The following is a 20,562-nucleotide window of genomic DNA, read 5'->3' as shown; positions in this document are numbered from 1 at the left end:
CGCCTGCCCACCGATCAGCCCGACCCGGAGGCGGGGGCGTGCGCGCCGCGCTCGCCGCCGTCACCGTGGGCGCACTCGTGATCTTCGGCGCCCCCATGATGGCCGCCGCCGACGAGGCGCCCCCAGCAGAGCAGACCGTCGCGACCGCGACCGAGGCGCCCGCCGCCGAGCCCGCCGCCGAACCCGCACCGGCCCCAGAGGCGGAGGCGCCCGCCCCGGCGCCCGAGGTGGAAGCGCCTGCGCCGGCCGAGGAGCCGGTCGCCGAGCCGGCGCCCGAACCCGCACCGGAACCCGCGCCGGAACCCGCGCCGGTCGCCGAACCCGAGGCGGCGGCGCCGGTCGTCGACGCCCCGGCCGAGGAGGCACCCGCGGCCACGGCTCCCTCTGGCGACGCGCCCGCGGCGCGCTCGCTCGCGCCGGCCGCCGACGACGAGAACGGCGGACCGCCGGTCACGACGATCCCCGAGTGGAACGACCACGTCGCGATCTGCCATGCGACCGCGAGCGAGTCGAACCCCTACGTGTTCATCAGCCCGAGCGTCCGGTCGATCATCGACCCGAACGGCGACCCGAGCGATCCGTACTCGGGAGGTCACGCGCACTCGACCCATCAGGAGCTGCAGGACATCATCCCGGTGTTCGACTACTACGACGATGACGACGTGCTGCAGCACTTCCCCGGCCTCAACACCACGAAGACCGAGCTGACCGAGGAGGACTGCAACCCGGCCCCGCCGACGATCCAGCTCTTCGCCGAGGTGTGCACCGAGGTCGGCGGCACGCCGCCGGCGCTGAAGGTCGCGCTGCTCGGCCTGCTGCTGAACTTCGACTACACGATCACGGTGTTCGTGTCCGGCACCGACGACGTCGTCGCGACGTTCGACTTCACCGACCCCGACGGCGCCCTCGACCACGACTTCCAGCTCCCACCGGGAACGTACGACGTGGTGCTGCATCGCGAAGGCGACGACCCCGAGAACGACCTGCAGAAGACGGTCACCGTGAACCCCTGCCCGACGGCGCCCGTGCCGCACTGGCTCCTCCAGAAGTGGTCCGAGCCGGTCGACGGGGCGACGGTCGAGCCCGGTGACGTCATCACCTACACCCTCCAGGCCTACAACGACTCGGATGCCGTCGTGACCGGGGCGCAGGCGTTCGACGACGTCTCGGACGTGCTCGACAACGGCACGCTCGGCGTCCTGCCCGCTGGGCTCACCGGACCGGTCGGCGATGTGCTGACCTGGAACATCCCCGACCTCGAACCGGGGGCGACCGCGACCGTGTCGTACACGGTGATCGTCGGCGCTGATTCCGCAGGCACGCTGCTGCACAACGTCGTCACGCCCGGGCCCGGCGGCGAGTGCCCGACCGACGACTCGATCGTCGTCGACGACGACCCGTGCGTCGTCGACCACCCGGTGATCGACATCGACCTCGTCCTCGTCAAGGACGAGGCGACCGAGAACGACGAACCCGTCGACTCGGGCGAGGACGACGTCATCACCTACACGCTGACGATCACCAACGAGGGGGATGACCCGGCGTACCGCAGCCTCGTCACCGACACGCTGCCCGACGGCGTCACGTACGTCGACGGTTCGGCCGTCATCGCGCCCAACCCGGGCGAGTGGGACCCGGTCGAGGTGGCGGACGGCGTGCTCACCGTCCAGCACAACGGCTGGATCAACCCGGGCGACGTCATCACGATCACGTTCGAGGTCACCGTCGGGGAGCTCTCTCAGCCCGCGTCCGACCAGCCGATCCCCGATCTCGTGAACGGCGCGTGCGTCGCGAGCGAGCAGTACCCCGACCCCGAGGTGCCCGAGATCGCCGCAGCCGAGGCCGAGGCATCCGAACCCGGATTCGACTCGAACCCCGACAACAACTGCGACGACGCCGAGACGCCCGTGAAGTCGATCGGCCTCGTCGGGCTCGCCCAGTGCGTGAACGACACCCCGTGGTTCACGTACGAGATCACGCCGTTCAACATCGACGACCCGAGCGCGAACCCGATCTCGCTGATCTGGTGGACCCCGGAGGCGTTCGCGAGCCGTGATCCGTCGATCCCCGCCGACGACGTCGCGGCACTCCTCGCCGACGGCGCCTCGCAGGTCGATCCGATCGCCTATCCCGACGGGTGGGTGAGCGGCGAGACGATCTCCGGACAGCAGCTCTGGCCGGGCGCGGCGATCGACGAGAACGGCGACCCGATCGCCTGGCCGGGCTGGACGCAGCTCGCCGACGGCACCTGGGTGCTCGATCCGAGCGCACCGTTCTACGACCTGCGGTCGCTGGCGGTCGCCGAGATCCGCATCAACCCGTCGAACGACGCCGACGTGGTCTACCCGCCGCCGACGCCGAACTGCAACGCGGCGCCCGACCAGCCGACGCCGCCGACGCCCCCGTCGACCCCGTCGTCGACCCCGCAGGGGCTCGCCGAGACCGGCGTCGAGACCGGCCTGATGCTGCCGTTCGCGGTGCTGCTGACGGCGATCGGGGCCGCGGCGATCGCGCGCGGCCTGCGCCGTCGTCGCGAGAGCTGAACCACTGGGTGCGGATGCCTCGTCGGGAGCGATCCCGGCGAGGCATCCGTCGTTCGTGCAACGACCGGATTCGGGGGACAGGCCGTTCCGGGTGCGACCTGTCGCGGGCGAATCATCCGGATGCATCGAATATGTACCCCGTTTCGAGGAATTCCGGCCGAAATCTGTACCCCAAAGGTGAGGATCCCCCCGTTTTGGTGCCAGCGCGGCCCTTCACGCCGCTGGTCCGCGCTGCGAGGATGAGCGCGAGTCCGCACCCACGGGCTCGCTGGTCCGCTTTCAGCGGACTTCGGGGTTCGTACCCGCGAACTCCGGAAAGGCTCGGTCGCCCGGGCCGGAATACAGCCGGAAGTGCCCACTTCCGAAACCCGAAGGCTGATGATGAACGTCAAGCGATCTCTGCGCACCCGTTCCACCGACCCGGCGACCGGCCCTCGGGCCCTGCGCCTCCAGATGAGGAGGGCGAGGCAGCGGCTGATCAGTGCGCTCGCGATCGCCGGCCTCGTCGCGACCGGCGGTGCCGTGTTCGTGGCGGTCGCGCCGGCGCAGTCGGCGGCTGCCGCCACGTTGTCGAACGGCATCCAGACGTCGTTCGAGATCGACGGCAACACCGCGGGGGCGAACGACTGGATCGGCGTCGTCGGGTCGACGCCGAAGCCCGCGTACACCACGGCTTCGGGACATCAGTCGTCCGGCATCCTCCAGGCGCAGCGCACGGCGGACAGCGGGGCGACCTACGGCACGCCGGGCACGTGCGGCGCGTCGGAGACGCTGAGCGTGTTCCCCGGCGGTGCGAAGGTCGACGACGATCCGTGGAAGACGCTCATCAGCAACTCGGCGAACGCCAAGGGCGATGCCTGTACGGGTGGGTCGGCGTACGAGGTCGTCACCGTCAACGGCGTCGCTCACACGATCTTCTACGCCTACTGGACCCGCCTCTCGGGCAACGGCGACATGACGTCGTACGAGATCTTCCAGGGTCCGCAGGCCGGCCGCTCCGACGACTACCTCATCGAGTTCAACTACGATCCGGCCGGCAACCCGACCACGTCGGTTCGCGTGCTCTCGTGGGACGGCAACAGCTGGGAGCCGATCGGCAACCCGATCGTGTACCAGGCGGCCGTCGGCGGGAACACCGACACGAACACGAGCGGCACCGACGCCACGTTCGGCGAGATGGCCGTCGACCTCACCGCGTCCGGCCTGCTGCCGTCCGACGGCTCGTGCCGCTCGTTCCTCGATGCGGGCTTCATCACGCGCACCGGCAACAGCGACACGGCCACCCTCCAGGACATGCTCGTCTCGCAGAACCCCATCACGCTCTCGAACTGCGGCAACCTCGTCGTGAAGAAGATCGGCACCGCCGGGGGACCCGACGCGACGTTCAACTACACCGTCAACCGCACGGGCGGCGGCCTGGTGCACGACGGCACGCTGACCGGTCCGACCGACACGGTCGCCGGCAACAACGGCCTCGGCGCGGCGATCAAGATCGGCGACACCCACAACTGGGGCAACGTCTTCGCCGGCAACGACTACAAGCTCACCGAGGCGGCACCGCCGGCCCCGTGGGCGTTCAAGCAGACCTCGTGCTCGGTGACCAACCCGACGACGAACCAGGTCGAGTCGACGACCGACGGCAGCTTCAAGATGTACGTCGGCGCCACGACGACCTGCACCGTCGAGAACGTCACGTCGGGCGTCAAGATCACGAAGGTCGCGCAGGGCGATGCGGCCACGTTCGACTTCACGATCACCGGGCAGCAGGGCAACGTCCAGGTTCCCGGCAACTCGAGCTCGCAGGTGTTCTACTACACGCCGGGCTCGGTCGTCGACATCAAGGAGATCGCCGAGCCGGGCGACCCGAAGTGGAAGCTCCAGACGATCGCGTGCACCCCGCAGGGCGGCGCCTACCAGACCGATGTGCCGACCGCGTCCGCGTCGGTGCAGACCGTCGCCGGCCAGGTCATCGACTGCACGTTCACGAACCGCCAGGACGGTCAGATCAAGATCATCAAGAAGGTCCAGGGCGACAGCGGCGAGTTCGACTTCGAGGGCAACTGGACCGGCGGCTCGTCGTTCTCGCTGACCCCGGGTGAGAACGGCACCGCTGAGACGCTGTACGCGAGCGTCACGCCCGGTCAGTACAGCGTCAAGGAACTGACCCCGGCCCCCGAGTACGACGTGACCGCGCTCACCTGCGCCGGTGACGTCGCCGACGACACCTCGAGCGGCGACGTCGCGACCGGCGTCGGCACGATCGACCTCGACCCGGGCGAACTCGTCACCTGCACCTACACGAACACGCAGCGCGGCGACCTGACGGTCATCAAGCAGACCATTCCCGACGGCGCGACGCAGGTGTTCGACTTCACGGTCGAGGGTCAGCCGGACTTCTCGCTGCAGGACGACGCGCAGAAGGTGTTCGACAACATCAAGCCCGACACCTACACGCTCGAAGAGGTGAACCTGCCCGACGGCTGGAAGGTCGACAACATCTCGTGCGCGGTCGACGGCGGCGTTCCGTCGCAGACGACCTCGGCGACGCGCGACGTGGTGGTCGGCATCGGCCAGAGCGTCGTCTGCACCGTCACGAACGAGGCGACCAAGGGCAAGCTCGTCGTCGAGAAGCACGTCGAGAACGTGCCCGACGGCGTCGAGTGGGGCCCCTTCTCGCTGAGCCTCAGCGACGCCCCGGCGAGCGAGCAGAACCCGCAGACGGTCGACAGCGACGACCCGACCGCCGAGTGGGACAACCTGGTCGTGGGCAAGACCTACACGATCACCGAGACGGTGCCCGACGGGTGGACGCTCAAGAGCTTCACCTGCAACGTGACCGACCAGGACGGCGACGCGACCAACGCGTCGGTGACGTTCACGGTGACGCCCGGCCTCGTCGTCGAGTGCGACATCACGAACACGGCGAAGGCCGGCGAGGTGACGCTCGAGAAGACGGTGTCGGGGGTGGCCCCGGGCTTCGCATGGTCGTTCGACTTCACGATCGACCCGTCGGCCGGGGTGACGCCGTCGGCGACGCAGACCGTCTCGGGCACGGGCAACTCCACCGAGAGCATCACGTGGAAGAACCTCACGATCGGTGAGACGTACACGATCACCGAGACCGCGAAGCCCGGTTGGGAGTCGAGCCCGGTCGACTGCGGCATCGAGGATGCCGACCCGAACACGGCCGGCGACCAGTTCACGGTGACACCGGGATTCACCCTCACCTGCGAGGCGACGAACCGGGCCGTGCCCGCGACGGCGAAGGTCACCAAGACCGCGATCGGTGCGGCCGGCACCTTCACCTTCGTACTCGACCCGATCGCTCCCGACGGAGCGCCGATCGAGCAGTCGGTGAGCGTGGCCGCCGGCGGGTCGGACTCCACCACGTTCACGAACCTCGTGCCGGGCACGAAGTACTCGATCGCCGAGAAGGCACCCGGCGGCGGGTGGACGGCGGGCGCCCTCATCTGCAAGGTGAAGGCGGTCGGCTCCGACACGTGGACCGACATCGACGAGACCGGGTTCACGGTGCAGCCGGGCGACACGTTCGAATGCACCATCACGAACACGGCGAAGGCCACCATCGTGATCGTCAAGAACATCGACGGTGACGACGCGACGTTCAACTTCACCGGTGACTGGGCGGGGTCGGGTCCGTTCTCGATCTCGACCGACCAGGGCACCGGCTCGACGACGTACAACGACGTGCTTCCCGGCACCTACCACGTGACCGAGATCCTCACGAACGCGCACGTCGGCACCCTGCAGTGCGCCGACCCCGACCAGGGTTCGAGCGTCGACGGCCTCGTCGGCACGATCGACCTCGACCCGGGTGAGACCGTCGTCTGCACCTACTCGAACACGCAGCTCGGCAAGATCATCGTCGACAAGGTCGTGCCGGGTGTCGACTCGATCCCCGGTGGCGCGACGCAGGAGTTCGACTTCGAGTTCGGCGACGACTCGTTCGCACTGACCGACGGCGACGACCCCTGGGAGTCGGCGCTGCTCGTGCCCGGTGAGTACACCGTCGAGGAGCTCGCCGAGGCGAACTGGCACCTCACCGGTCTCCAGTGCACGATCGGCGAGGGCGACACGTCGACCGTCGAGTACGACGACGCGCTCGCGACCATCGACCTCGCCGCCGGCGACGTCGTGCACTGCACCTACACGAACGCGCCAGACACCGGCGACCTGACGGTGCGCAAGACCGTCGACGGCGTGCCCGACGGGTACGACTTCGAGTTCGAGATCTTCCTGACGCCCGGTGACCCGGCGTCGCAGACGGTGACCGACGAAGACCCGAGCGTCAGCTGGAGCGACCTCGAGGTCGGCCAGACCTACACCCTCACCGAGGGCGACGAGTCCGGCTGGAACGAGGGCGACTTCGTCTGCAACAGCGGCCAGCTCGAGGATGCCGACGCGAATGCCGACGGCTTCCAGTTCCTGGTGACGCCCGGCCTCTCGATCAGCTGCACGATCGAGAACGCCGCGGTGCCCGGCAAGGTGACGGTCGAGAAGAGCGTCTCGGGCGTGCCCGATGAGTTCGAGTGGTCGTTCCAGCTCGCGATCAGCCCGACCGCCGGCGTCGTGGGCGACAGCCCGCAGACCGTCAGCGGGACGGGCGACACGACCGACACCGCGACCTGGTCGAACCTCGCGATCGGCGAGCAGTACGTCATCACCGAGCTGCCCGTGCCCGACGGGTGGACGGGCGGCGAGATCACCTGCTCGGTCGGCGGCGACCTGCTGACCGACGAGAACGGCGACGACGCCGGCTTCGCCTTCACGGCGACGCCGGGCCTCGAGGTCGAGTGCGGGCTCACGAACAAGGTGATCCCGCCGACCGGCGTCATCACCAAGGAGCTCACGTCGATCGCCCAGGCGACCGACGGAACGTGGGACCTCGAGTACGAGGTGACGGTGACGAACCAGAGCCCGGTGGCTCCGCTGGTCTACGACCTGACCGACGAACCGCAGTTCGGCGCCGGCGTCGTGATCAACGACGCCGAGGCATCCGGCCCGGCCGACAGCTCGGCCGCGACGTGGAACCCGATCGGCGACCCGCCGAGCTTCGTGCTCGCCGACGACACCTCGGTGCCCGCATCGCAGACCGACACCTACGTGATCACGATCAATGCGACGGTGCCGGCCGAGGTCTACGAGACCGGTCAGGACCAGTGCCAGGAGGGCGACAACGGCGGATTCCGCAACACCGCCTGGCTCACCGTCGGCCACGGCGAGCCGCAGGAGGCCACCGACTGCGACGTTCCCGGCCGCACGACCGTCACCAAGACGCTCGTCGAGAGCACCGAGGAGAGCCCGAACCCGTCGCGCGACGCCGTCACCGGCGACTGGACGGTCCGGTACGAAGTGGTCGTCACGAACCTCAGTGACGTCCGCGACCAGTACTACGACCTGAACGACGACCTCGGCTTCCCCGCCGGTGTCGAGATCGTCTCGGCCACGGCGACGACCGACGCGCCCGACACGGGCTCCGTCGACGTCGCCGACTGGAACGGCGACACCGTGACCGCGCTCGCCGACGACGCCCCGATCGAGAAGTCGGCCGTGCACACTTACGAGATCACCGTGGTGGCCGACGTCGACGAGATCACGGACATCGATGAGGCGACGTGCGTCGAGTCGACGAGCGGCAAGGGCTTCTTCAACGCCGCGACGCTCGACAACGGCACGATCGTCACCGACGTCGATGACTGCGCCAACATCCCGGTCGGTCAGATCACGCTGGCCAAGCACGTCGACCTGAGCGCGTTCGAGGGCATCGACCTCAGCGACCTCGGGCTCGGCGACGGCCAGCTGCTCCTGGCTGCGAAGGACTGGTGGCTCAAGGCCGCAGGCAGCGCCCACACGCTGCAGGTGCTCGGCCAGGCGGGCACCGTGTTCACGGTTCCCACGGGCGACTACGGGCTCACCGAGCAGGTGACCGCCGAGGCATCCGCGCACCCGCTGCTGAAGTACTTCTTCGCGAAGCTGTGGAGCTGCACGATCGGCGACGGCGATCCCGTCGAAGGCGCGCTCGCCACGGTCGAGGTGGGCAAGCTCACGAGCTGCGACATCACCAACAAGGCCGAGCTCGTCGACGTCGGCATCGAGAAGGCGTACGACCTCGGCGACGATCCCGACGGGTACATCGAGCAGGGCGACACCTTCGACTTCGTGCTGACGGTGACGAACCACTCGAGCATTCCGGTCGAGGGGCTCGACGTCACCGACGTGATCGACCCCGAGCTCGTGGTCGCCGGTGCGCCGACGTTCGAGGGCCCGGGCACCTGGGCGGAGACGGGCACGGCGGGCGACAACGAGTTCGCCGCCCACGGTGACGGGCCGTTCGCGCCGGGCGACGTGATCACGATCACGATCCCGGTGACGCTGCCCGCGGCGCCCGTCGAGACGCCCGACGCCGTCGGGCCGGACGACCCCGCCCCGACCGTCGAGCCGGTCGACCTCGACGACGTGCCGAACGAGGCGTGCGTGGCGATCACCGCCGGCGAGGGCGTCTTGCCCGACCTCATCGAGCGCAACAACTGCGACTCGGTCGAGGTGCCGAAGAAGGCGATCGACGCCGGCGCGTACGTGCGCTGCGTCGCCGATGTGCCGTGGCTCTACTTCGACATCGAGGTGTCCGACGGCGTCGAGCCGGGCGACATCACGGTGACCTGGACGAGTGCCGACGGCACGCTCACGAAGACGCAGACCGTCCCGTGGGACGAGCGCGACGGCAAGCTGCTCTGGCCGGGGGCCGCGGTCGACGAGAACGGCGTCCCGTACGAGTTCCCGGGCTGGCGTCCGATCACCGAGGAGGACCTCACGAACCCGCCCACCCCGGGCACGAGGTTCGGCGACCTGATCCTCGACGAGACCGTGCCGACGTACCCGTGGCGCGACATGGAGAACCCCGCGACGATCACGTTCTCGATCAACCCGTCGCAGTCGGTCCTCGCGGTCTACCCGCAGGCGCTCCCGACGTGCGCGATCGACCGTGAGCCCGAGGTGAGCATCGTGAAGGAGGCGAGCGTCACCCAGGCGAAGCCGGGCACCGACTTCGAGTACACGCTCTCCGTCAGCGCGACCGGCACCGGCGCGGCCGACCCGGTGGAGATCTTCGACGAGATCCCGTCGGAGCTGCGGGTCGACGACATCACGACCGCCGGCTCGCCGACCTTCCCGCGCTGGGAGGACTGCGAGGTCACGGGTCAGGACAGCGACGGCTACGGCGGCCTGCTGCACTGCGACCTGCTCGGGGTGCTCGGGCCCGACTACCCGGAGGCGCCGGACATCGTGCTCGACGTGCACGTCGATCCCGACACGACGTCGACCGAGGTCGAGAACATCGGCGAGGTCTGCTGGCAGAACGCCGACGACACGTCCGAGGACCCGGCCGTGGTCTGCGACGACGACTCGGTGACGGTGACGATCCCGCAGCCCAAGCCCGCGATCGCCGAGACCGGCTTCGCCGGTCAGCCGTTCATCTGGGGCGCTGCCGGGCTCGTCATCCTGGGCGGCATGCTGGTCGCCGCGGGCGTGGTGATCCGTCGGCGCAAGCAGCACGGGGCACCGCAGGCATAGCTCCGCACTCACCTTCCGGGGGTCGGGCCAGTAGGCCCGGCCCCCGGTTGTCTTGTCCCCCGATCAGTAGAATTCGAGTACCCCGCTTTCGGGTGACAAGAATTTCGTAAGTCCTGATCAGCGCGTATTCGAAACCTGTTCTGTCCCCCGTTTTGGTGCCAGCTGTACCCTGTTGTGTCCCCCGAATTCTCTGATTGACTCAGCGCAACTGCGCGACCTCCGAATGCCGCGGCATACCCGATCAGAAGGTTCGACGACCATGGACAGCTTGTTCGACCCGTTCCGCTCAGCCTCGAATCCCGACGGCCGTCGTGCGCGCCGCCGCCGCGCCGAGCGCCGGTCCCGATCGGTCCGCGCGACGATCGCGGCGATCACCGCGGGCGCCATGCTCGCGATCGGCCTGCCGACGATGGCGTTCGCCGCGGCCGGCGGCGTCGACGCGTCGGACGCCTCGTCGACGGCGTCGTCGCAGACGCCCGAGCAGCTCGCGGCGGACGCATCCGAATCGGAGCCGAGCGCGGGGGACGGCTCAGGCGAGGGGGCGGACGCCCGGGAGACGGGCTCGGATTCGGCCGCGACGCCGAGCGAGGCGCCCGCCGACGAGCCGACGACCGAGCAGCCGCCGGCCGAGCCCCAGTCCGGTGACGAGCCGCCCGCCGCCACGGAGACGCCCGACGTCGAGGCGCCCGAGGCGAGCGACCCGCCGAGCTCCGAGCCGAAGGCGACATCGGGCACCGACCCGCCGGCGGACCGGCAGCAGCAGGCGGCCGCGATCGCGCCGCTCGCGGCGTTCCCTGCGGACACGGCCGACTGCACGAGCAACTGCTCGGACCTGACGATGCGCATCGAGGTCGTCGGCGGGTCCGCGACGGCGGACGCCTGGACGCTGCACGCGATCCGCGCGAACGCCGCGCAGGACAACTACGACTTCGACGACGACGAGGAGCGCCCGGTACCGCGCAACTCGACGTACACGCTGTACGCCGACGGCGGCGCCGCCGGGTACTCGCTCACCGGGTTCGACTGCGACGTCAGCAGCCAGCAGGGTGCCGATCCGAGCTTCGACGCCGATGACCGCACGGTGACCTTCCCCAACTCCAACGGCCGCTGGGCCGACTGCACGTTCACGTTCACGCTCGTCGAGCCCGCCACCATCGCGGTCCGCGTCGGCGGCGACCGCACCGGCCCCGCGAGCGTCTCCGGACTCGCCGGCGTGCAGCTCGAACTGCGGGCCGACAGCGCAGGCACCCCCGGTGCGCTCATCGGCCAGCCGTGGTCGACCTGCACGTCGAACGCCTCGGGCGTCTGCACCTTCACCGTGCCGACCCCCGACGGCAGCCGCTACTGGGTCGTGCAGCGCGTCGCGCCGGACGACGTTCCGGCCGGCTGGTTCTCGAACGACACGCTCGCCATCGGTTCGACGCCCGGCTCGCAGGCGTACCGCTTCCGCACACCCGCCGTCGGCAGCGGTGACGACCTCGCCTCGAGCGCCGATTTCATGATCGCCTCGGGCAACGACAACAACCAGGCGTCGGGCGGCATCTGGCAGAACTCCCGCGTCAACCCGGTGGCTCCGCAGCAGTGCGGCATCGACGTCGCCCTCGTCATCGACCTGTCGGGCTCGGTGGCACCGTACGAGACGCAGCTGAAGAACGCCGCGAAGGACTTCGTGGACGCGCTCACCGGCACCCCCTCGCAGATCGGCATCTACACGTTCAACAACGTCGCACCGGCCTCGGCCGGATCGAACCTGTCGATGACCCCCGTCTCGACGGCCGCCGGCGCCGAGACCGTCAAGGAGCACATCGACGACTTCGGCACCCCGACCGAGGCGACGAACTGGGATCGCGGCATCAGCCAGGTCGCCGCGAGCGGCATCGACTACGACCTCGCCGTCATCCTCACCGACGGCAACCCGACGGTGTACTCGAACGACGAGGGGCCGGGCAACCGCACGCGTTTCCGCGAGGTCGAGAACGGCGTGTTCTCCGCGAACGCGGTGAAGGCGCTCGGTATCCGCATGGTCGCGGTCGGCGTCGGCGACGGCATCGACGGCTCGCCCGACAACCTCGTCGCGATCTCCGGCCCCGATGCGGGCTCCGACTACTTCCAGACCGAGAACTACGAGGCGGCAGGCGAGACCCTGCGCGAGCTCGCGCTCGGCGACTGCGAAGGGTCGGTCTCCGTCGTCAAGCAGGTGGTCGACGAGGGAACGACCGGTGAGCAGAAGACCGGTGCGATCCCGACAGCGGGCTGGGAGTTCGCGGTCGACTCGAACGACCCCGAGATCACGCCCGCGACGCAGAGCGGCACGACGCAGGACGGCACCGGCGCGGTCAACTTCCCGCTCGAGTTCGACAACGCGTCGTCGGCGGGGTCGGTGACCGTCACCGAGTCGCAGCAGTCCGGCTACTCGCTCGTCACGACCGGCGGCAAGAACGCGGTCTGCACCGAGGTCGAGTCGGGTGACCCGGTCGCCGTCGTGAACGACGGTGCGGTCGGCTTCACGATCGACGTCGGCCCGACCGTCGCCGTCACCTGCACGGTCTGGAACCGCCCGCCCGAGCCGCAGGCCGACGTCCGGATCGACAAGACGTGGATCGTGAACGGGCAGACCGTCACCAACGGCAACCAGCCCGCCGGACTCACCGCGCAGCTGAAGCTCGACGGCGCGAACAAGCCGTTCGGGGTCGTGCAGACGGGATACACCGCGGGCGACGAAGTCGCGATCTCCGAGACGACCGGCGTCGGCGACCGCGACCTGTGCCGCGTGACGAAGAGCACGGTCACGCTCGCGAACGGTGAGGTCGTCGACGAGACGCTGCCGTTCTCGCCGACCCTCGAATCCGGCGGCAACACGTTCACGCTCACGAACGTCGTCACCTGCACCGCGGAGCTCACGCTCGTGAAGAGCGTCGCGAACGGCGACGCGCAGCCGGCCGACTGGACGCTCGACGCCGTCGCCCCCGTCGGCGCGCTCGCCGGCCCGAACGGCACGAGCGGTGCGACCGCACCGGTCACCCCGGCGGTGCGCTATCCCCTTACCGAGGACGGCGATCCGCGGTACGTCCAGACGATCCTTCCGGGCGGCATCCCGACCCCGCCCGCGACCGGCAGCTGGAACTGCGTGCAGGTCGACGAGGAGGGAACCACGATCCCCGGGTTCGCCGACGGGATCAACGGCGGCGTCACCGTGCCCCTCGGCTTCCGGGTCAGGTGCACCGCGGTCAACCAGACGGCGTCGCTGACGCTCGTCAAGAACGTCGTCAACGATCTCGACATCGACGCCGACCCCGCCGACTGGACCCTGGTCGCGACGCCCGAGGCGCCGGCGCCCGCCGGCCTGGACCCCGTCGAGGCGACCTCGGGCGACACGGTCTTCGTGCGCCCCGGCCAGACCTACACGATCTCCGAGACCGGCGGCCCCGACGGCTGGGAGCAGACGTCGATCATGTGCCGCACGACGCCGAACGGCCAGTTCGTCGAGACGAACGAGATCACGGTGGCGGCCCTCGGGCAGGGCACGTGCGTCGTGCACAACGACCCGATCGCCCCGACGCTCGAACTCACGAAGATCGTGACCGGTGATGTCGCGCCCGCGGACGGCTGGACGCTCAGCGCGAGCCGTTCCGACGACCACCAGGTCGTGGCCCAGGGCCCGGGTGGCACGGGTGGCCCGGTCACCGTGCCGGCGGGCGTCGCGTTCGAACTCGCCGAGACCACCGACCTCGCGGACGCCGACCAGTTCGCCGCCGGCGTCTGGAGCTGTTCGCTGAACGACGGGCCGGGCGTTCCCGGTGCGGCCGTGCCCGCCCTCGGCGCCGGCGACGAGGTGTCGTGCACGGTCACGAACACGCTGAAGCCGATCACCCCGTCGATCACGAAGACGGCGGCGGTGCCCGTGCCGAACGCCGACGGCAGCTGGACCGTCACCTACGACGTCGTGGTGACGAACCCGAGCGCCTTCCAGCCGCTCGGCTACATCCTCTCCGACGAGCTGCACTTCGGCTCCGACGTCACGGTGAACAGTGCCAGCTACCAGCGCGTGCTGCCGCTGCCGGCCGGGTCGAGCCAGCCGTGGACGGTCGCGTTCGACCAGATCCAGCCGTTCGACGGCGAGCCCGCGCTCGCCGCGGGCACCTCGCACACCTGGCGGGTGACCGTCAACGCGACCGTCGACGACGGCGCCGACTTCGACGGCACGACCGCTCCGGCGTGCGATGAGCTCGAGCCGGGCACCGTCGGCTTCCTCAACACGGCGACGATGTACGTCGGACAGACCCCGTACGAGGCATCCGACTGCGCCCTGCCGGTGAAGCCGACGATCGCCAAGACCGGCGGCACGGCGGTCGACAACGGCGACGGGACGTGGACCCTGCCGTACACCATCACCGTCACGAACCCGTCGGCCACGACGAGCGTCGTCTACGACCTCGTCGACGAGCTCGACCTGCCGGCCGGCGCGGTCCCGACGGGTCCCGCGACGGTGGTCGCACAGCCCGTGCCGACCGTGGCCTCGTGGACGGGCTTCGCGCCGAACACCCTGCTCGCCGACGACGTGACGCTGCCGGGCACGGCCGGCCTCGACGAGCACGTCTACGAGGTGCAGGTCGTCGTGGAGATCGGCGCCGACCAGGCGGGCTTCCGCTGCCCGGGCGACGGCGGCCTCGACAACACCGCCACGCTCGAGTCCGGCAACCAGACCGACGGTGCCACGGGGTGCGTGACCCTCACGCCGCCGACCATGGCGATCGACAAGCAGGTCGCCGCCGGCTCGGTGGCCCAGCACTCCGACGGCCTCTGGAGCATCGCCTACGACCTGGTCGTGACGAACACCGGCGCGGCCGGCGGCACCTACTCGCTCGCCGACGCGCTGAGGTTCGGCGCGGGCGTCGACCTCTCGGCGGCCTCCTACGCCATCACGAAGGACGGCTCTCCGTTCCCGAGCGCGTGGGCCGGATCGGGCGCGATCGCGAGCGACGTCTACCTCGCGGCGGGCGACCCCGATCCGAAGCACACGTACCGGATCACCGTGACGGGCATCGCGCTCGACGGGCCCGCGCTGACGGACGCGCAGGCGCTCTGCCCGCAGGATGGCGCGAACGGCGGGTTCAACAACCTCGCGACGCTGACCGCCGGTGGGGCGATCCTCACCGACACCGCCTGCGACGCGCCGAGCGCGCCGACGGTCGAGAAGACGGGGGCGACGGCGGCGCAGCAGCCGGATGCCTCGTGGAACGTGAGCTACACCGTCACGGTCGACAATTCGGCCCCGGGCGCCAAGCCCGCCCACTACTCGCTGGCCGACGCGCCCGCCTACCCGGGCGGCGTCGCCTTCAACACCGTGAGCATCAACGGCGGTCCCGCACAGCCGTACGCGGGCGGTGCGATCACCCTCGCGACGGACGCCCCGATCCTCGGCGGCGACCTGGCGGTCTACACCCTCGTGTTCAACGTCGACGCGCCGGCCGGCGCGGTGACGGCCGACGACCGGCAGTGCACCGAGAACGGCACACCGGGCAGGGGCTTCCTGAACACGGCGACGGTCACGAGCGGGGCGATCACCGACTCCGACTGGGACTGCACGCCCGTGCGGGAGGGCGGTCGCCCGACGATCGCGAAGTCGGACCCGACGGTGACGCAGGCCGGAGACGGCACGTGGACCGCGGTCTACGAGATCACGGTGACCGGCAACCCCGACTACGTGTCGACCTACACGCTCGACGACACGCTGCACGTCGGCGGCGCGATCGACATCGAGTCGGCCACGTGGTCGGGCGGGGGCGACGACGGCACCTGGGGCGCCGACCCGCAGACCGGCGACACCGCGACGATCGTCGGCCCGACGCCGAAGCCGATCGCCGAGGGGGCCACCCACACCTACACGGTGACGGTCACGGCGAAGGCGGACGAGGCGGCGTTCGCCGACCCGACGACCACGACCTGCGCGCCGACCGAGGAGTCGCCGAACGTCGGCTTCCTCAACCGGGCGACGCTCACGTCGGGCGGCGTGCCGCAGTCGGACGACGGCTGCGCCGTGCCGGCCCGGCCGGTGATCGCGAAGACCCCGATCGGCAGCGAGGCCGTGAAGTCGGGAGACCACTGGGAGGTGTCGTACGAGCTCACGGTGACGAACTCGAGCGCTACGCAGGGGCTCGTCTACGATCTCGCCGACACCCCCGACCTCGCCGGCGGCGTCACGATCACCGACCGCTCGGTCGAGAGCACCGACGTCACGGTCGACCCCGACTGGAACGGAGCCGACCCGGCCACCGACGTGATCGCCCTGGACCAGGCGCTCGCCGGGGGAGCGATGCACACCTACACGGTGACCGTCTCGTTCACGGTCGACGCCGACGCCGAGGGTCCGGCGCTCCGCTGCGGCGGCGACGACGGCCAGGGCCTCCTCAACCGGGCGGTCGTCACCTCGGGCGGCGAGTGGAGCGATGACGGCTGCGTCGACGTTCCCGTCGTCGTCATCGTCGACAAGACCTGGGTCATCGACGGCGGCGATCCGATCGCCTGGGACGGCGACGACCTGCCCGCAGGGTTCGGCGCTCAGGGTCGGCTCGACGGCTCCGACGTCGACTGGGGTGCCGAGAGCGGTCCGTATGCGATCGGCGACGAGGTCGCGATCGGCGAGACCGACGTGGTCGTCCCGATCGGGTGCGAGATCGTCGACGCGGTCTCGAACGGCACGGGCGAACACCGGCTGGATGCCTCGGTGTCGACGTTCCTCGTCACGAACGAAGTCGAGTGCGTGCAGACGGTGAACCTCGAGAAGCACGTGATGAACGCCCACGGCGGCGACGCGGTCGCGTCCGACTGGACGGTCTCGGCGACCGGCCCGGACGACGGATTCGGCGGCCCGGCCACGGCGAGCGGGGCGGTCGACCTCGACGTCGCGTACACGCTCGGCGAGGTGTCGCCCGCCTGGGAGGACGGCGTCGACTACGAGGTCTCTGCCACGTGGAGCTGCAGCTCGGAGCAGGGCGATGACGCGTTCACGCTCGTCTCCGACGACGGCGCGGCGACGGCGCAGCTGACCGTCGACGAGCTCGGCGCCACCGTCGACTGCGTGATCGAGAACACCGACATCGCACCCACCCTCACGCTCGTGAAGGACGTAGCGCCCGATTCGGTCGAGGCGGAGTTCCCGCCGACGCTGTGGACGGTCTCCGCCACCGAGGAGGGCGAGTCCGCGATCGTCGCCGGCGCGGGCACCGCCACCGGTGAGGTCGAGGCGAACGTCGACTACGTGCTGGGCGAGCTCGCGAGCGACTTCGACGGCGTCGACGAGTTCGACGCCGGCGCATGGAGCTGCGACGCGCCGGGCGTCCTCGACGACGACACCGTGAACCTCGAACCGGGCGACGACGTCACCTGCACGATCGTGAACACGGCGCAGCCCGCGGAGTACTCCCTCGACAAGCAGGTCATCGGCGTCGAACAACTCGACGACGGCACCTGGAGCATCGAGTACCGGGTCACGGTGTTCAACGAGAGCCACGTGTCGGCCGTCACGTACGACCTGGTCGACTCGCTCGCCGGGTTCGGCGATGGCATCGACATCGATGAGGCCGTGTGGACCGGACCGGACGGTGCCGAGGGCGAATGGGAGGACCCGGCCGGCGAGCCCGTCGAGGAGCTCGCGAACGACGTGGTCCTGCCCGCCTCGGCGGGGAGCCACGAGTACGTCGTGACCGTGCAGGCGACCGTCGCCGCCGATGCGGTGTGGGACGACCCGGCGACCGAGGAGGTCGAGGGATCGACGAGCTGCGTGCCGGGCGAGCAGGGCGGCTTCGCGAACACCGCCGTGCTCACCGTGGCCGGGGTGCCGTCGGGTGCCGACGCCTGCGACGAGCCCGGCCGCACCACGGCGACGAAGGTCGCGCACCCGGCGACGAGCCTCGGACTCGGCGACTGGGAGGTGACCTACGACATCACCGTCGGCACGGTCGGCGATCACGATCTCGTCTACGACCTCGACGACGCGCTCGCCTTCCCCGACGGCGTGACCATCGAGTCGGCGACCGCCGAGGATCCCGACGGCGATGAGGTGGCGGGGTGGAACGGGCAGGACGCCACGACCCTCGCGACCGCGCAGCCGATCACCGCGGGCGACACGCACGTGTGGACCGTCACGGTGCGCGCGAACGTCGCGTCGATCACCTCGATCGACCTCGCGACGTGCGAGGCGAGCGAGACCGGCGGCGGGTTCCTGAACACCGCCGAGCTGCGGAACGGCATGCTCGTTACCGAGCTCGAAGGCTGCACGGAGATTCCGGTCGGCAAGCTGAAGCTGTCGAAGACCGTCGACAACTCGGCGCTCCTCGACCTCGGGATCGATCCCTCCGAGCTGCTCGTCGCCGCCGACTGGAACCTCAGCGGCGACTCCGGATCGCTCCTCGCGCAGTTCCTGAACGGCGGCGGCGTCGAGCTCGTCGTGCCGACCGGTTCGTACCTGCTCGCCGAGCAGCTGGCCGCCACGCATGCGGGCAACCCCTTCGCCGCCTATTACCACCCAGAGGCCTGGCTCTGCGGCGACGCCGCGGTCACGCACGCGCTGGTGGCGACCGGCGGCACCACGGCGTGCACCCTGAACAACGTCGCCGACTCGCTCGACGTCGGCATCGGGAAGGACGTCCTGCTGCCCGAGGGGACGACGGCCGTCCAGGCCGGCGACGCCTTCGAGTACTCCCTGACCGTGACGAACCACGGCACCCTCGACGCGCAGGGGCTCGAGGTCGGCGACGTGCTGCCCGACGACCTGATCGTCACCGGAGCGGCGACCTTCGAAGCCGCCGATTCGCCGGCGCAGCCGGGAACGTGGGCGCAGACCTCGGGCGTCACCGAGAACGCGTTCGCGGCGACCTATACGGGGACGTACCCGGCCGGTGCGGTGACGACGATCACCATCCCGGTGCAGGTGGCCGTGCCCGCGCCGCTGCCGCCGGTTCCGCCGGTCGGACCCGACGACCCGGCACCCGAGCTGCCGACCGTCGACCTCGGAGACATCCACAACGAGGCGTGCGTGGCGATCGTCGCAGGGCAGGAGCCCGAGCTCGCCCGGGTCATGCCCGTGGCCGAGGACGGGGTCATCCCCGACATGGTGCCCGAGAACGACTGCGACGACGTCGACGTGCCGACCAAGGCGATCGACTCGGCGGCGTACACCCGCTGCGTCAACGACGTGCCGTACCTCTATTACGACGTCGCGATCTCCGACGACGTCGAGCCAGGTCCGATCACGGTGACCTGGACACCCGAGCCGAGCGTCTACCCCGACGCCGAGCCGATCGTCACCGAGATCCCGTGGAGCGAGCGCGCGGGGCGCCTGCTCTGGCCGTACGGCGTCGTGGACGACGACGGCATCTCGATCGGGTGGCCCGGGTGGCGCCTCGTGGAGGAGGGCGACGTCGTCGGCGAGAACGGCATCGTCGCCGCGTGGGAGAACATGGTCAAGGACTCGAAGCTCGAGAGCTACGCGTTCGCGGACCAGGTGAACCCGATGACGATCACCTTCTCGGTCAACCCGAGCGAGTCGATCCTCGCGGTCTACCCGCAGGCGACGCCCGCGTGCGAGGTCGTGCGCGATCCGTCGGTCGAGATCGTGAAGACGGCGAGCGTCGACGAGGTGAAGCCGGGCGGCGCGTTCGACTACACCCTCTCGGTGACCAACTCGGGCCTCGGCGCGATCGAGAACATGGAGCTCTTCGACGAGATCCCGTCCGACCTGAAGGTCACGGCCATCACGACCGACGAGGCGCCCGCGTTCCCGCGCTGGGACGACTGCGCGGTGAACGACGCGGATGCCGACGGCTACGGCGGCACGCTGCACTGCGTGCTCACCGGCATGATCGGAGGAACCGAGCCGGATGCCCCGGACGTCGTGCTCTCCGTGGTGCTCGATCCCGAGTCGAGCGTCGGTCGCGTCGACAACACCGGCGAGGTCTGCTGGAACGACCCCGACGATGCACCGGTCGAACCGGAGGCCGAGGACGACGCGACGGGCGGAGACGGTGTCGCCCCGACCTCGGCGGTCGATCCCGAGCTTCCCGTGCTGTGCGACGACTCGACCGTCACGGTCACCGTCGTGACGGACCCGTCGCCGACCCCGAACCCGACCCCGGGCATCGCGTCGACCGGGTTCGCAGGGAGCCCCTTCCTGTGGGGAGCTGCCGGGCTGCTGCTGACCGGCGCGCTGCTGGTCGCGGTGACGATCGTCCGTCGCCGCCGGCCGGGGGAGCGGCGCACCGAGTAGCGCCCGACGGAACGGCCGCCGCCGCCCGAAGCCCCCCAGCGCGGGCGGCGGCGACCCGACAGGTCGGAGGTCGGCGCAGCGGGTGCGGTGGACCTCGGCGAGCGGGCCGGCGGACGTGAGCAACGCGCACCGGGGCCACCACCCCGACCCCGCCGTGCAGCACCT

The 20,562-nt window shown here is 70.3% G+C and carries 3 protein-coding genes; all 3 read left to right on the top strand.

From position 1 onward, the window contains the following. The first annotated feature begins 38 nt into the window (after positions 1–38). The 3 genes from ACWGPE_RS14650 to ACWGPE_RS14640 all read left to right on the top strand — a co-directional run bounded on the left by ACWGPE_RS14650 (position 39) and on the right by ACWGPE_RS14640 (position 20,397). Positions 39–2,543, top strand: a complete 2,505-nt coding sequence (locus ACWGPE_RS14650; protein WP_452048977.1) for a DUF7927 domain-containing protein — start codon at positions 39–41, stop codon at positions 2,541–2,543. 381 nt (positions 2,544–2,924) lie between these two features. Beyond that, the gene (locus tag ACWGPE_RS14645) at positions 2,925–10,133 is read left to right on the top strand and encodes an MSCRAMM family protein (protein WP_452048976.1); all 7,209 of its coding nucleotides are present in this window, start codon (positions 2,925–2,927) and stop codon (positions 10,131–10,133) included. Between the two features lie 259 nt (positions 10,134–10,392). Further along, positions 10,393–20,397 carry a hypothetical protein gene (locus tag ACWGPE_RS14640; RefSeq protein WP_452048975.1) on the top strand — a complete coding sequence of 3,335 codons (10,005 nt, stop codon included), beginning with the start codon at positions 10,393–10,395 and terminating at the stop codon, positions 20,395–20,397. Positions 20,398–20,562: the final 165 nt, after the last annotated feature.

This window comes from Agromyces sp. NPDC055658 (genome assembly GCF_053618155.1).
This window is presented reverse-complemented; position numbering and strand designations above follow the sequence as displayed.

Coding starts and splice junctions, on each gene's coding strand:
- ACWGPE_RS14645 (WP_452048976.1), top strand. CDS start 2,925: ATGAACGTCAAGCGATCTCTGCGCACCCGTTCCACCGACCCGGCGACC.
- ACWGPE_RS14640 (WP_452048975.1), top strand. CDS start 10,393: ATGGACAGCTTGTTCGACCCGTTCCGCTCAGCCTCGAATCCCGACGGC.